This is a genomic window from Bacteroides mediterraneensis (assembly GCF_016900355.1).
GTDB lineage: Bacteria > Bacteroidota > Bacteroidia > Bacteroidales > Bacteroidaceae > Phocaeicola.
This window is the reverse complement of the sequence record NZ_JACJKA010000017.1, coordinates 1-15,192: the sequence shown is the minus strand read 5'-3', so window position 1 is coordinate 15,192 and position 15,192 is coordinate 1. Positions and strand designations below refer to the sequence as shown.

General features: G+C 41.3%; 9 protein-coding genes, 1 tRNA gene and 1 CRISPR repeat array. Of the genes, 7 read left to right on the top strand and 3 right to left on the bottom strand.

The window, feature by feature from the left end:
- Positions 1-18 precede the first annotated feature (18 nt).
- From cas7i to cas2, 6 genes are read left to right on the top strand one after another with little or no spacing between them, the layout of a single operon-like run.
- Positions 19-1,041, top strand: a complete 1,023-nt coding sequence (gene cas7i, locus H6A28_RS10055; protein ID WP_204480102.1) for a type I-B CRISPR-associated protein Cas7/Cst2/DevR — start codon at positions 19-21, stop codon at positions 1,039-1,041.
- Positions 1,041-1,715, top strand: coding sequence for a CRISPR-associated protein Cas5 (cas5, locus tag H6A28_RS10050; RefSeq protein ID WP_204480100.1), 675 nt, complete (start codon positions 1,041-1,043; stop codon positions 1,713-1,715). Before cas7i ends, cas5 begins: the two co-directional genes overlap by 1 nt.
- Positions 1,712-3,985: a CRISPR-associated helicase Cas3' gene (gene cas3 / locus H6A28_RS10045; protein ID WP_204480098.1), complete on the top strand. Its 2,274-nt coding sequence runs from the start codon at positions 1,712-1,714 to the stop codon at positions 3,983-3,985. The genes cas5 and cas3 overlap by 4 nt, the downstream gene beginning before the upstream one ends.
- Before the next feature lie 9 nt (positions 3,986-3,994).
- A complete protein-coding gene (gene cas4 / locus H6A28_RS10040) occupies positions 3,995-4,507 on the top strand; it encodes a CRISPR-associated protein Cas4 (protein ID WP_204480097.1) in 513 nt (170 codons plus the stop codon).
- Entirely contained in the window at positions 4,504-5,520 is a 1,017-nt protein-coding gene (cas1b, locus tag H6A28_RS10035; RefSeq protein ID WP_204480095.1) for a type I-B CRISPR-associated endonuclease Cas1b, read from the top strand. The genes cas4 and cas1b overlap by 4 nt, the downstream gene beginning before the upstream one ends.
- A gap of 1 nt (position 5,521) precedes the next feature.
- Entirely contained in the window at positions 5,522-5,785 is a 264-nt protein-coding gene (cas2, locus tag H6A28_RS10030) for a CRISPR-associated endonuclease Cas2 (protein WP_204480088.1), read from the top strand.
- 213 nt (positions 5,786-5,998) lie between these two features.
- Positions 5,999-9,364: a CRISPR direct-repeat array (repeat unit 29 nt; unit sequence CTTTTAATCGTACCTTATGGAATTGAAAT).
- 228 nt (positions 9,365-9,592) lie between these two features.
- Here cas2 and H6A28_RS10025 read toward each other — a convergent pair.
- The 3 genes from H6A28_RS10025 to carA all read right to left on the bottom strand — a co-directional run bounded on the left by H6A28_RS10025 (position 9,593) and on the right by carA (position 14,371).
- Positions 9,593-9,808: a hypothetical protein gene (locus tag H6A28_RS10025; protein WP_204480081.1), complete on the bottom strand. Its 216-nt coding sequence runs from the start codon at positions 9,806-9,808 to the stop codon at positions 9,593-9,595.
- 236 nt (positions 9,809-10,044) lie between these two features.
- Entirely contained in the window at positions 10,045-13,272 is a 3,228-nt protein-coding gene (gene carB, locus H6A28_RS10020; RefSeq protein ID WP_204480079.1) for a carbamoyl-phosphate synthase (glutamine-hydrolyzing) large subunit, read from the bottom strand.
- A gap of 22 nt (positions 13,273-13,294) precedes the next feature.
- Entirely contained in the window at positions 13,295-14,371 is a 1,077-nt protein-coding gene (gene carA / locus H6A28_RS10015) for a glutamine-hydrolyzing carbamoyl-phosphate synthase small subunit (RefSeq protein ID WP_204477350.1), read from the bottom strand.
- A gap of 614 nt (positions 14,372-14,985) precedes the next feature.
- Between carA and H6A28_RS10010 the strand changes: the two genes are divergently transcribed.
- Positions 14,986-15,061 (top strand) — tRNA-Thr (locus H6A28_RS10010).
- Positions 15,062-15,192: the final 131 nt, after the last annotated feature.

Below are 15,192 nucleotides of genomic sequence, written 5' to 3'. Positions count from 1 at the left end.
CCTTAAAAATAGAAAGTTATGTCAGAACAAATTAAAAACATTACAGGAAATGTGTTGTGTGATGCAACCGCTACTTTTTTGAATGGTGCCGGATTGGCAACTGGAGAAGATCAGAATACAGTAATTCCAAAGACTTTTAAGGAAACTGTGAATGGACGCAAGGAAGAAGTTCCTTATGTGTCGGCACAAGCATGGCGTCGTTGGCTTAGAAATACAGCGAATGAAGAAAATGGTTGGCAACCCAGTGAACTGCATGCCATTGATACGAATACGAAGGGTGCTACCTCAAAAATTGCCACAGAATTGGACCCTGTTATTTATCCGGAGGATGACTTGTTTGGATATATGAAAAGTGGTTCTAAAGGTGAGGAGAGTATTCAGCGTATGTCTCCCTTCAAAACTTCCATTTTGAAAGGAATCCCCAAAATGCGTGCTTTGACGGTGGATAATGCTTTTGTTTTTCCGAAAGATGGGACTCCTTTACCTTATTCAACTCGTTTCTATGCTACCCATTTGGAAGGATTCTTTAATTTGGAATGTTACCGCTTGGGTTGTTTTGTGAATACGCCATCTCGTGTGGAGTTGTCAAAAGATCTGGTAGAAAAGTATAAAGAAGTTCTTGTGGAGGATCATTCACAGAAAAATGTACAAGTCTACACGCTTCAGAATGCGGAAAAACTGAGAAACGAACGTGCTGCAGGTTTGCTGAAAGGGTTGGTACATCTCCGTGGAGGCGCAAAGATGGCAGCATTTGGAGCCGATGTTTCTCCTAAAGTGATTGTATTTGCAGGAATGTCGTCTGCAAATCCCTGCTTCAACAACTTATATATAGGAGACGGCGAACGTCCGAAGCTAAATGTGGACTTGTTGAAGGAATTAGCTGGAGATTATAAAGACAAACTTCAGACTCCCGTTTGTATTGGAATCCGAACAGGATATTTGGAGAATGAAGCAGAAGTGAAAGCGTTGAGCGGGGATACATTTATAGTGGATAGCCCTGTTAAAATAGTCGAAATGTTTGTAGATAAATATTTGAAATAATGGATAAAGTACTGGAAATACAGTTTTCAGGCTGGACTGCTACTCCTCGTCTTCCGTTTGTTCTTTCCGGGAATGCCTTATGTATGCCAGTACCTCCTTATTCTACTATTTTAGGAATACTAGGTTGCTGTCTGGGGCGTTTTGTGTCTTGTAATGAAGTGAAGGTCGGTTTCCGATATCTTTATGATACGGTTTCTTTGGATATAGAAACCCGAAGGAGGTTGCAGTTTGATGGGAAGAAAATAAAGAATCACGATAAAGGGAGTGATGCATATACACGTGAATTTCATACGAATCCTGATTTAACCATCTGGATTGACCGTATAGATTGGAAGGAGTATTTTGAGTCTCCTGTAGGGACACCGGCATTAGGACGTTCACAAGACTTGCTCCAAATAAAAAAAGTATGTGTCAAAGAGGTGGTACCTATATCAGAAGGAATTTTGAAAGGTTGTATGATTCCTTTTGATGCGAATCAGATTATACCCGGACAGCTTGTGCAGATTGCAGAGTCTTATGCCGAAGGAGAGAAAATTGGGAGCGGAAGAATCCCTGTAAATCCGATGATGTTTGTAGCTGTGCATGGTGAGGGAGTACATGTGAAATGCGCTAATTTGTATCGAACCTTGGATGCGCAGTCTACAGATTTTTATATGCATACGTTTGCGATATGAATATAGAAGATATAAGGAAAGTAAGAGCTAAAAGTGATGGAACCACTTTGTATGAGCATACTTGCATGGTAATAGAGACAGGACTGAAGTTGTTTCAGTCACTGTCTTTATCGGATGCTGAAAGAGTTTTTTTAACACAAAATTTCGTGCCAGCTGCGATTCTGCATGACTTGGGAAAGGTGCATCCGACCTTTCAGAAAAGGCTGAATGGCGATAAGTATGCCAGCATCCGTCACGAATTAGTCTCTGTTTGGTTTGCAAAAACTTTTTTGGAGGTAAACGATGCAGTGCTGTTCGCTGTTGGAACGCATCATAAAAGCGTAGAGTCAGACTCTTGCGAAAGGTCTTTGGATATGCAAGATCTGAATGACATCAGTATTTCAGTGGATGAGGGAGCTTATTTACCATTCTCTGAAGGAACCATGTGCTTGGAAACCTTACAGTCATGGCTCTCTTTATTTGCAGAAGAATTTGTTTACAGACAAGAGGTATTAGAAAAAATTCCGTCGACTTTCTGTTATATGTTCAGAAAAAGTAAGCAAGTAAAGGCAGTGCCTTGTCTGGATGACCGGCAGCATTTCTCTCTGTTGAGAGCTTTCTTGCAAGCAGCAGATCATTTGGCTTCTGGAGGTCGGGCAGAAGTTCCCGATTACCAGTTGATATCTTTGGATGATTTTCAACCACACGATAAATCCACTAAATTCCCATTTCGCCATTTCCAAGAGAAGTTACAACAATGGAAAGGGGATGCAGTTCTGCATGCACCTACAGGATCTGGCAAAACGGAAGCTGCTTTAAGCTGGGTATATGCTAATCAGTTGGAAGGCAATCGTTTGTTTTATCTGTTGCCTTATACAGCCTCCATAAATGCGATGATGAAACGTCTGTGCGATGTATATAATCGTTCAAAAGTAATGATACAACATTCTAAATCTTTGAATTTTATCTATAACGAATTGTGTGAGGAATCTTCGAATATAATTCCCGATTATATAGAACTTGAGCAAAAAGCCCGGAGTTTGAATTCCCTGTCGCGTGAGGTCTATTATCCGGTAAAAATTATGACTTTACACCAGTTATTACGGGTACCTTGTCATGGAAAAGGATGGGAGTTTTCCATGTTGGAATGTCAAAATGCCTTGTTTATCATTGATGAATTTCATGCGTATAATGCTTTTTTGACAGGGAAAATGCTGGAAACGGTTAAGATTTTCAAGAATCTTTTTGGGGCTAAGTTTCTGTTTATGTCTGCTACTATCCCAAATTTCTTGTTGAAGGAAATTGTAGAGCAGATTTATGAAGGAGATTATTCCCGGATCGTTCGTCCGGATCCAGCCTTTTCATCAGATGCTTGTGTGATGGGTAGGAAACGCCATCATTTGATTTGTCATGCACAAGAAAATATAGGTCAGTATGTTGGGCAGATTGAGGCTGATTTGGAAAGTGGCTTGTCTGTGTTAGTTGTGGTCAATAATGTAAAAACCTGTCAGCAAATTTATCAGGAGATAAATTTTGATGAATCAAAGAAGATGATGCTGCATGGCGGATTCAACCAAAAATCAAGGAGAAAAATAGAATATTTTGTGACGCATGCGGATAGAAGCAAGCGCCCTCAACTACTGGTAGCCACACAAGCAGTGGAAGTAAGTCTGGATATAGACTACGATACTGCTTATATCGAAAATGCTCCTATAGATTCCCTGATTCAACGTTTAGGCCGTGTAAACCGTGCTGGGAAACTCGTTGATGTTTCTGGTCATAAGAAAATGGCCGATGTACATCTCTTTGAGGAGATAATAGGTAAAACTCCTTTTTATGATGAGCAGTTATTGCGAGATACTTGGGCTGCAATGTCAAAATTGGATGATAAAGACTTGTCAGAGGATGATTTGATTAGGGCTTGTAACGATGTGTACAAAGATGGATATTCCGAACAGCAAAGAAAGAATTTCGAACAGGGATTGAACTCTGTTTCTAGTTTTGAAAAGAAGTGGATTGCCGGGATATGTGAAGACTGGGCTGATGAAATATTGGATCAGAATAATCAGAAAGTAGATGTGCTGTGCTATAATTTGAAAGAAGAATATTGTAGTCTGGTGGAACAGAAACGTTATATCGAAGCAAATGAGCTGTTGGTTTCTGTATATCCTTATCATTTGAATAGAAAAAATCGTTCAAAGGATATAGATGTATGGGTTGCAGAGGAATTATTCTATGATGAGAAACAAGGTTGTATAGAAAGGGAGCCTGATTGTTATGAGATAATATAATGAATAAACATGCAAATTACTGGTACACACTTTAATTATTATCAGGTATGCAAACGTAAGCTTTGGCTGTTTGCAAATGGCATTAATTTTGAACATACCTCCGACCTTGTGTTTGAGGGTAAGCTGATTCATGAGGATTCTTATCCTCAGCGTTCTGAGAAATATGAAGAAATAGAGCTGGATGGAATAAAGGTTGATTATTATGACACCAAGAATAAGGTGATTCATGAAATCAAAAAATCGAATAAGATAGAAAAGGCCCATGAATGGCAGGTAAAGTATTACTTGTATGTGTTTGAGAAGAATGGGATTGAAGGAGTGACTGGCTTGCTTGAATATCCTGTTTTAAGAAAAACTCAACCGGTTAATCTAACAGATTCCGACCGAGAAAAAATAGAAGAGATGAAGGCGGATATCAAGAATATTATTTCAGATGCACAATGTCCGCCTTTGGTGCAAAAGTCATTGTGTCGTAATTGCAGTTATTATGAATTTTGTTATTGTAAGGAGGTGGAAGAATGAAGAAAACCTTTTATTTGTTTAATCCGGGTATTTTAGAGAGAAAAGATAACACATTAAAGTTTACTCCTTGCACGGAAGATGAAGGAGAGGCTCCGGTTCTTTCGCAGCCTCGTTATTTGCCAGTGGAAGATATCAGTGAGTTTTATGTGTTTGGCTCCTTGCGTGCGAATAGTGCGTTGTTTAATTTCCTTGGCCAGAAAGACATTGCTGTTCACTTTTTCGATTATTATGAGAACTATACAGGGTCTTTTATGCCGAGAGATAGTTTGCTTTCCGGTAGGATGCTGTTGGCACAGACAGCCCATTATCAGAACCTTAAGAAAAGAATGTGTATTGCTCAGAAGTTCATTGAAGGAGCGGCTTATAATATGATTAAAAATCTTCAGTATTATAATCGGAGAGGGAAGGATATGGAAGAACTAATAGCCCTAATGAAAAAACTTTCTTCTCAGATACCTCAAACCAGTAGCACGGAAGAACTGATGGGAGTAGAAGGTCAGATAAGACAATATTATTATACGGCATTTAATTTGATCTTGAATGATTTTGAGATGGGTGCTCGTACCAAACGCCCTCCACTGAATGAAGTAAATGCACTGATTTCCTTTGGTAATATGGTGTGCTATACGCTTTGCTTGCGTGCCATTCATCAAACTCAGTTAAACCCCACTATCAGTTATTTGCATACACCGGGTGAACGTCGTTACTCTTTGGCATTGGATATTGCAGAGATTTTTAAGCCCATTATTGTGGATAGGGTGATTTTTAAGGTCTTAAATCGGAAGGAGATTCAGGAAAAACATTTTGATTGGAAGTTGAATAAATGTTTGCTTAATTCTACAGGAAAGAAGATATTTGTAAAGGCTTTGGAGGATCGGTTGCAGGAAACCATTCAACATCGTTCTTTAAAGCGTTCTGTCAGTTACAAGCATCTTGTGAAATTGGAATGCTATAAATTAGCCAAACATTTATTGGGTATGGAAGAATATAAACCTTTTAAGATGTATTGGTGATATGTATGTTATTTTAGTATATGATTTTGGAGAACGAAGGGTAGGAAAAATGTTGAAATTGTGCCGAAGGTATCTGAACTGGATTCAAAATTCTGTTTTTGAAGGTGAAATATCAGAGGCTCGTTTAAAGGAATTGTTGATGTTATGTGATACATTTATGAAAAAAGAGGAAGATAGTATAATCATATTTAGTGGTTCTTCTCAATATACAATGGATAAGCGGATTGTGGGGAAAGAACGATCTAATATAGATGTCTTTCTCTGAATCGAGATTGTCGATGTGACATCTATTCTTGTCCTTGAGCAATCTTTGTAATCTAATAGTTCTTTGACTTGTTGAAACACAGGTATTTATAGAAATGTCGATGCCTAAGGGCATTTTTAGAATTAGGCATCGACATTTTTTCTTGTAATTTTGTGTATATTTGCATTTAGTAATGATTTCATTTTCAATGTATAATAGAAATGAAAATGAAGGCTTTTAATCGTACCTTATGGAATTGAAATCTGGAGACTATACACCTGATTCAGAAACAGGCAGACTTTTAATCGTACCTTATGGAATTGAAATCAAAGAAATTATACAGAAAAAGCTAGATTGTATCAACTTTTAATCGTACCTTATGGAATTGAAATTGTCAAGATTCAGGGTAGGCGTATTAGAATCATTACTTTTAATCGTACCTTATGGAATTGAAATCGGATGGAGTGTTGATGATGTTAAGGCAGCATTCGCTTTTAATCGTACCTTATGGAATTGAAATTGCATCTGCGCGATATGTATCAGGCATGGAGTTTCCTTTTAATCGTACCTTATGGAATTGAAATGTAAACAACCATTTTATAGGTTGAATAACAAGTGCTTTTAATCGTACCTTATGGAATTGAAATTGTGCAATCCCTTATATTAACTTTAAGTCCTGTGTACTTTTAATCGTACCTTATGGAATTGAAATCAATTTACGCATTTCTTCCAATAGATTGTCAAAACCTTTTAATCGTACCTTATGGAATTGAAATAAACAAACGGTCTTGTACGTGAATACCTCAACCCTCTTTTAATCGTACCTTATGGAATTGAAATTTTGCACATTCTCTTGCTGTGTATTATCATAAACAATCTTTTAATCGTACCTTATGGAATTGAAATAAACAATAATCGAAGAACTGAATCTATCATTGAAAGACTTTTAATCGTACCTTATGGAATTGAAATAACAATGGGACCGATGTCGCGGCAAGGCCGCGGGGGCTTTTAATCGTACCTTATGGAATTGAAATCTTTCATATTACCAATAACAGTCAAATCTCCTTTGATCTTTTAATCGTACCTTATGGAATTGAAATCTTGACATACTCCACGCGCTGGGAGCCTGACTTACTTTTAATCGTACCTTATGGAATTGAAATCACGTAATGAGGGTGTAATGCAAGATTTCTATGTCTTTTAATCGTACCTTATGGAATTGAAATCTTGACATACTCCACGCGCTGGGAGCCTGACTTACTTTTAATCGTACCTTATGGAATTGAAATTATTAATCAGGTCTACTCCGTCTGATTTTATTGAACTTTTAATCGTACCTTATGGAATTGAAATAGGCTTGTCTTTCACTTCCTTGAGTTCGAGCGATTCTTTTAATCGTACCTTATGGAATTGAAATGGGGTTTAAGCTTAATTCCTTTTCAGCGACCCTCACTTTTAATCGTACCTTATGGAATTGAAATAAAGCTGAAAGACCTCGTTCAGGCTGCCAATGGCCTTTTAATCGTACCTTATGGAATTGAAATGCCCTCCGGAGTGCACTGGGTGGGGGCGGCGGTGGCTTTTAATCGTACCTTATGGAATTGAAATCGGCTGACGCCTCAGTCTCGGCTGACGCCTCGGCCTTTTAATCGTACCTTATGGAATTGAAATAGAACAACTAATTTTAGGAACTACTAATTCTTTATTCTTTTAATCGTACCTTATGGAATTGAAATCCAGAATCAATTCCTACTATTTCTTTAATCATATCTTTTAATCGTACCTTATGGAATTGAAATATTCACATCATTTTTACTCCGCATTTCTTCCAGCGCTTTTAATCGTACCTTATGGAATTGAAATTACGTCACGCTGGATGATGCAATGGAAGCGGTAAGCTTTTAATCGTACCTTATGGAATTGAAATCGAACTTAATCAGTCCGGCATAGATGCGTTCAAGACTTTTAATCGTACCTTATGGAATTGAAATGTGCATCCGGATAAATCTTCTTCATCCGTTCCACATGCTTTTAATCGTACCTTATGGAATTGAAATGGATTTGAAAATAAGAAAGCCTTTCTCAATGCCTCCTTTTAATCGTACCTTATGGAATTGAAATATAGAATAAACACCTAAAGAATCTATAGAATTCTTTACTTTTAATCGTACCTTATGGAATTGAAATACACCCAAAACCGGATGCCGGGGATTTTCATTTTCACTTTTAATCGTACCTTATGGAATTGAAATAAAGACTTAAACGCTCCCTTTACATCTTCTACACTCCTTTTAATCGTACCTTATGGAATTGAAATGCAATAGCGGAAGCGACTGCGATAATTACTTTGAGGCTTTTAATCGTACCTTATGGAATTGAAATGAATCCTATTACTCATCATTCGTAGCACATCCAACTTTTAATCGTACCTTATGGAATTGAAATTTCTGCAAGAGAAAGATTCTTTCGACAAGCTGAGCCTTTTAATCGTACCTTATGGAATTGAAATTAGTTTGCATTTTTATAGGCATACTCAGGGACATTAACTTTTAATCGTACCTTATGGAATTGAAATCAGCTTATATTTATGCCGTACAGACTGCAAGACATCTTTTAATCGTACCTTATGGAATTGAAATCGAGCTAATAAGTCTGCAACCTGTTTTTCTCTTTCTTTTAATCGTACCTTATGGAATTGAAATTAAGGATTCGTTGTGCCAACCAGTAACTGGTACATCCTTTTAATCGTACCTTATGGAATTGAAATGAGATTTCCGCGGAGTTGGCCGGATGCGCATCGAACTTTTAATCGTACCTTATGGAATTGAAATCTACGCTTCCGGTAAAACCTTCGTTGTGAACCTGCTTTTAATCGTACCTTATGGAATTGAAATGTGCTTCACCCTCAATCTTGTAGTTTACGGCCATCTTTTAATCGTACCTTATGGAATTGAAATAAGAAAATATGACCTAGAAGAGAACTCTTAGGTGCTTTTAATCGTACCTTATGGAATTGAAATAAAGGATATTTCACCTTTAGGCTAATTACTTTTTTTCTTTTAATCGTACCTTATGGAATTGAAATAATGAATGTAACGGAAGATATCTGAAATTGACGAAACTTTTAATCGTACCTTATGGAATTGAAATTAACAATCAGAGTTACAAGTAGCATCTGCAATTCTACTTTTAATCGTACCTTATGGAATTGAAATTGATGCTGTTGAACAAAAATCTAAGAGCGTGGAAGCTTTTAATCGTACCTTATGGAATTGAAACTAGCAGCGTTTAGGGAGGTGGGTAGCGTCACGGCCCTTTTAATCGTACCTTATGGCCTTGAAACCTCGTTCGGCTTCAAGGCCAACAGGCTGGCCAGTCCTTTCAATCGTACTTTATGGAATTGAAACAAATCTGCCGACGCGCAAAAAAACGGATTATCATCTTTTAATCGTACCTTATGGAATTGAAACTTGATAAGCCAGTAAGAGAAGGTTCCGGTTCCGTTCTTTTAATCGTACCTTATGGAATTGAAACAGAGTAACTACCGACTGACCGTCCGCATCCTGACCTTTTAATTGTACCTTATGGAATTGAAATAAAGCCCTCCATGTGGAATATTCTGTAATGATTTATTATCGTTAGAGGGGCTATGACCATATCGTAAATTAGAAGGCTTATTACATGGAAATCTGTACAATCAAGAATTGATTAATTCATCCGCAAAATAAATTATCTATTCAAATCAATTACCGGTTTGGAGATTGTTGGTATCGTTGTTGACTTTTAGAAAAGGCGTATCCAGTTTTGATGTGTACTCGGTTATGCCTATAAACTGATTTTAAAATCAAAAAAGTATCTTATCGCCACTCCAATAATGATTGCCACCAGTCCGAGGACTATATCGGTTATATTCCATTTTCCTCCATAATAATGGCATCTGTCTGAATTTTCTTTCATTGCGAGTAAGATGATACCTACCGACGGGGAAAATAAAATGGTCGCCAAAAGGTAGGTCACAAATCCAATTATATTATTCTTCATATTGTTTAAGTTTACTGAATTAGATTACGATATTACCTAGATTCTTGTGAAGCCGTAAACTCAAAGGTTATTCAGGGTGTTCCGGCATAAAGAATATTTCTGCGCAAATGTAATCATATATTTTTTCATAGCAAGTTAATTTGCGTCGGCTGATAGATGAAAAATCCCCTCCCAAACTCATTCATAACGGAGAGTTCGGGAGGGGATAATTTTATCTATATCTTCGGCTGTACGGATTATTTATATTCGTCCCAGCTCTTGATTGCGATGTCGTCGATGCTCATCGTGCAGAAGGCATGGATGAAGGCGCTTGCCAGACGGGCATTCGTAATCAACGGAATGTTCAAGTCGATGGCAGCACGGCGGATCTTGTAACCGTTGTCCAGTTCGCCAGCACTCAAATCACGCGGAATGTTGACTACCATGTCGATTTCCTTCTTGTGTAACATTTCCAGTGCCTGCGGTTTGCCTTCTTCGCTTGGCCAGAATACACGGGTATTCTCAATACCGTTTTCAGTGAGGAACTTGGACGTGCCACCTGTAGCGAAGATGTTGTAGCCTTTGTCCTTCAATTCATGGGCAGCTTTCAGCATTTCCACTTTCTGTTTCGGCGTACCGGTAGACATCAGGATGTTCTTTTCCGGAATGCGGTAGCCTACGGAAAGCATGGATTTCAGTACGGCGCAAGAAGTGTCTTCACCGATACAGCCTACTTCACCGGTAGAAGCCATGTCGACACCCAGTACCGGGTCGGCTTTCTGCAAACGGTTGAAAGAGAACTGGCTGGCCTTGATACCTACATAGTCGAGCTCGAAGAGGTTCTTTTCCGGTTTTTCTACCGGCAGACCTAACATGACTTTCGTAGCCAGTTCGATAAAGTTGATCTTCAATACCTTGCTGACAAACGGGAACGAACGGCTGGCACGCAGGTTACATTCAATTACCTTGATGTCGTTTTCGCGGGCAAGGAACTGGATGTTGAACGGACCGGAGATGTTCAGTTCTTTTGCAATCTGACGGCTGATGCGCTTGATGCGGCGTACGGTTTCTACGTACAGTTTCTGCGGAGGGAACTGGATAGTGGCATCACCTGAGTGAACTCCGGCAAACTCGATGTGTTCACTGATGGCGTAGGCTACGATTTCGCCGTTCTGTGCCACGGCATCCATTTCTACTTCCTTGGCGTGTTCGATGAACTGGCTGACTACTACCGGATGTTTCTTGGATACGTTGGCAGCCAGCTGCAGGAAGCGTTCCAGTTCTTCCTGGTTGGAGCATACGTTCATGGCAGCTCCGGAAAGTACGTATGACGGACGAACCAGAACCGGGAAGCCGACTTTCTGAATGAAGGCGTTGATATCTTCCATGGAAGTCAGAGCGCTCCATTCCGGCTGGTCTACACCGATGCGGTCGAGCATAGCCGAGAACTTGTCGCGGTCTTCTGCGTTGTCGATGCTCTTGGCAGAAGTTCCTAAAATGTGGATGTGCTGTGCATCCAGACGGAGAGCCAAGTTATTCGGAATCTGTCCGCCGGTAGATACAATCACACCATGCGGGTTCTCCAGGTCGAGGATATCCATCACACGCTCGAAGGTCAGTTCGTCGAAGTACAGACGGTCGCACATATCGTAGTCGGTAGATACGGTTTCCGGGTTGTAGTTAATCATCACGGAACGGTAGCCTTCCTTGCGGATGGTGTTCAGTGCCTGTACGCCGCACCAGTCGAATTCTACGGATGAACCGATACGGTAAGCACCTGAACCGAGTACGACGATACTCTTGTGGTCGCCCAAGTAGTGTACATCATTAGACACACCGCTATAGGTCAGATACAGGTAGTTGGTCTGTGCCGGATATTCAGCGGCCAGTGTATCGATTTGTTTTACTACCGGAACGATACCTACGCTCTTACGGTGCTTGCGGATGTCGAGGATGGCATCTTCCATATCGCCTTCGTAACCGATGGCGCGTGCCACCTGGAAGTCGGAGAATCCCTGACGTTTGGCTTTATAAAGGAGTTCGTTCGGAAGCTGTGACAGCAGTTTGTGGTTGTTGCCCCATTCGTGCAGTTCTTTGGAAGTCTGCATGATGTTCATCAGCTTGTCGAGGAACCATTTGTCAATCTTGGTAAGGTCGTGAATCTGGTCTACGGTGTAGCCGGCGCGCATGGCCTTTGAAATGACGAAGATACGCTTGTCGGTCGGTTCGCGCAGGGCCTTGTCTACATCGGCAATCTGGAGTTCTTTGTTTTCCACGAAACCGTGCATGCCCTGACCAATCATACGCAGACCTTTCTGGATGGCTTCTTCAAAAGTACGTCCGATGGCCATGACTTCACCTACTGACTTCATGCTGGAACCCAGTTCGCGGTCTACGCCGTGGAACTTACCCAAATCCCAGCGAGGAATCTTACATACCACGTAGTCCAATGCCGGTTCGAAGAAGGCTGAAGTGGTCTTTGTGACAGAGTTCTTCAGGTCGAACAATCCGTAACCCAGACCCAGTTTGGCAGCGACGAAAGCCAACGGATAACCGGTTGCTTTAGAGGCCAAAGCAGAAGAACGGCTCAGACGGGCATTTACTTCGATGACACGGTAATCTTCTGATTCCGGGTCGAAAGCGTACTGTACGTTACATTCACCCACGATGCCAATGTGGCGGATGATGCGGATGGCCAGTTCACGAAGTTTATGGTATTCGCTGTTGGTCAGTGTTTGTGAAGGTGCGATAACGATACTTTCCCCGGTGTGGATACCCAGCGGGTCGAAGTTTTCCATGTTGCAGACCGTGATACAGTTGTCGAAGCGGTCGCGCACTACTTCGTATTCTACTTCCTTCCAGCCTTTCAAGCTCTTTTCTACCAATACCTGCGGAGAGAAAGAGAAAGCTTTTTCGGCCAGTACGTTCAGTTCTTCTTCGTTGTCGCAGAAGCCGGAACCCAGACCTCCCAGTGCGTATGCTGCACGGATGATGACCGGATAACCCAAGTCTTTGGCAGCACGGCGGGCATCTTCGATGTTTTCTACCGCTTCACTCTTGATGGTCTTTACATTGATTTCATCCAGTTTCTCTACGAACAGCTCACGGTCTTCTGTATCCATGATGGCCTGTACCGGAGTACCGAGTACGCGGGCATTGTATTTTTCGAATACACCTGCCTTGTAGAGAGCCACACCGCAGTTCAGGGCTGTCTGTCCGCCGAATGACAGCAATACACCGTCGGGACGTTCCTTGGCGATGACTTTCTCTACGAAATAAGGAGTGACGGGCAAGAAGTAGATTTTGTCGGCCACACCTTCTGAGGTCTGCACAGTGGCGATGTTCGGGTTGATCAGGATGGTTTCGATACCTTCTTCCTTCAAGGCTTTCAGGGCCTGTGAGCCGGAGTAGTCGAATTCGCCTGCTTCACCGATTTTCAGGGCTCCTGAACCTAACAGCAATACTTTCTTTATGTTATCTTTCATTGTTTTCTTCGTTTTTAATGGATTACAGCAACTTTACAAACTCGTCGAACAGGAATTCGGTATCTGTCGGACCGCTGGCAGCTTCGGGGTGGAACTGTGCAGAGAACCAAGGGTTCTTCTTGTGGCGGATTCCTTCGTTGGAGCCGTCGTTCATGTTGATGAAGAGCGGTTCCCAGTCAGCTCCCAGGGTGTTGTTGTCCACTGCATAACCGTGATTCTGTGAGGTGATGAAGCATTTGTCTGTACCTACCAGACGTACCGGCTGGTTGTGGCTGCGGTGACCGTACTTTAGCTTGTAGATTTTAGCGCCGCCTGCCTTTGAAAGCAGTTGGTTACCCATACAGATTCCGAAGATAGGAAGTTTTTCGTTCTGCATGGCCTTGCGGATATTCTGTACGGCAGCGTCGCAAGTGTCAGGGTCGCCCGGGCCGTTGGAAATGAACAGACCGTCGAATTGCAGGGAGTTGAAGTCGTAGTCCCAAGGCACGCGAATCACTTCCACGTCGCGCTTGAGCAGGCAACGGATGATGTTGGATTTCACACCGCAGTCTACGAGTACAACCTTCTTCTTGCCTTCGCCTTCGTTGTAACGGATGATTTCTTTGCAGGAAACCTTATCTACATAATTTACGCCGGCATAGGTAGCTTCAGGGATGTTGTTAGGTTCGTCATCGAACACGATTTTTCCCATCATCACACCATGTTCACGCAGCACCTTGGTCAGTTCACGTGTGTCGATACCTGTGATGCCCGGAATCTGTTCACGCTTCAACCAGTCGGCCAGGCTTTCTACCGCATTCCAGTGTGAATACTTTTCGCTATAGTCGCTCACGATAATCGCTTCGGCATGGATTTTTTCGCTTTCCATGAAAGTGGGCAGTCCGTTTGCTTCGAACGTGAACGGAGGCACGCCGTAGTTACCAACCAGCGGGTAGGTCAGTGTCATTAACTGACCGGCATACGAAGGGTCGGTCAAGCTCTCGGGGTATCCGGTCATTGCAGTGTTGAATACCACTTCACCGGCTACCGGTTTCTCATAGCCGAACGACTTGCCGTGAAAGCGGCTCCCGTCGTCGAGGATTAATGTTACATTTCTCATCACCTTATTATTCAAATAATCTTTTATATCTTGTGTCTATTCTTTTATCTCCGCATATACGAAAAAACGCCCGAATTTGCCGAAAAGCAATTCCGGGTGTAAAATATAAAGGGAAACTCAAATATTCAGGAAACAAATGACATGAGGGAAAAAGAGAATGGCTTCCGGCACTCATCCAGCCCGCCGGAATTCCGAATATGTGTGTATTATTCTTTCTATGTCTTAACCAGTAATCCATCAAACTCTTTTGTCACGTCATAATTCGGAGTGCAAATATACACATTTCTGTTCAAATGAAAAGGGGGATTGCCGAAAGTTTTTCCAAAAATCTTTCTTTTTCTTTTCTTTATTTATTTTTTTGTCATTTTCTGCTTTCCTTATTTATAGGATAGGGAAGCAATTCATTCTGCCGTTGTTCTTTTTGCGGGTAAAAGTGTGGAACCGTGAGGGGGGGGGATATACGACGCAGCATTGAGGTGTCAAATCTTCTCTATAGGGTATGAGGAGGGGGTATGTGGATAGAAAAAATGCAGTTCACTTGAAAAAAAACACGTTTTTGTTTGGCAGGTTTCAGGAAAACTGTAATTTTGCAACCGTTTTCAACGAAACGCGTTGCCGAAATAACTCAGTTGGTAGAGTAACTCATTCGTAATGAGTAAGTCGCGGGTTCGAGTCCCGCTTTCGGCTCCAATTGAAAGAGGCTGTCTCAAATTGAAATATAATTTGAGATGGCCTTTTTTGTGTCTGCAAAAAAAATCGGGCAAGCCCAAACTTCGCTCAGTCAGGACTTGCCCGTCTCCCTAATTTTTCGTATCTTAGGG